Source organism: Lysobacter sp. TAB13, from assembly GCF_052113885.1.
Lineage (GTDB): Bacteria > Pseudomonadota > Gammaproteobacteria > Xanthomonadales > Xanthomonadaceae > Lysobacter > Lysobacter gummosus.
The window spans coordinates 1-410 of the sequence record NZ_JBFRDR010000277.1 but is presented as its reverse complement, the minus strand read 5'-3'; the positions used below and the strand labels follow the sequence as shown (position 1 = coordinate 410).

General features: G+C 59.8%; 1 protein-coding gene. It reads right to left on the bottom strand.

The features are described 5' to 3' along the window. Nucleotides 1-3: 3 nt before the first annotated feature. The coding region (locus tag AB4Y92_RS26160; protein WP_441822273.1) for a hypothetical protein at nucleotides 4-410 on the bottom strand (407 nt) is incomplete at its 5' end.

Genomic DNA, 410 nt, shown 5'->3' with positions numbered 1-410 from the left:
CCCTCATTCTGATCCAGCTTGGGATTCGCCCTCGCCGTCCCCGCCATTCCTCACGCCGTAGGAACTGGATTTTGCGCCCAGCACGAGCGTGTAGCCGACGGCTTCCAGCCCTCGCCTGAGCAGTTCGCGTACCGCCGCAGCACGCGTCGGCATGCGATTATTGAACCGGAAGTCATCGATCACCCTCAGTTCGTCCTCGTCGAGCATGACCTGGAGTCGCTCGCCGCGGCTAAGACTGGTTCCCTTGATCGTCGTCTCGCTCATCGTTCGACCCTGCGCTGACTCGGGATCACTCAATCGACGCAAAAGCATCACTCCCCTCAGAATGCGCCACTTACTCATTTGTTCCAAGTGAGCCATCGCCTCGAAATAAGCAGGCGGCGCGCACACCTCCCTATAAGCCACTGCAC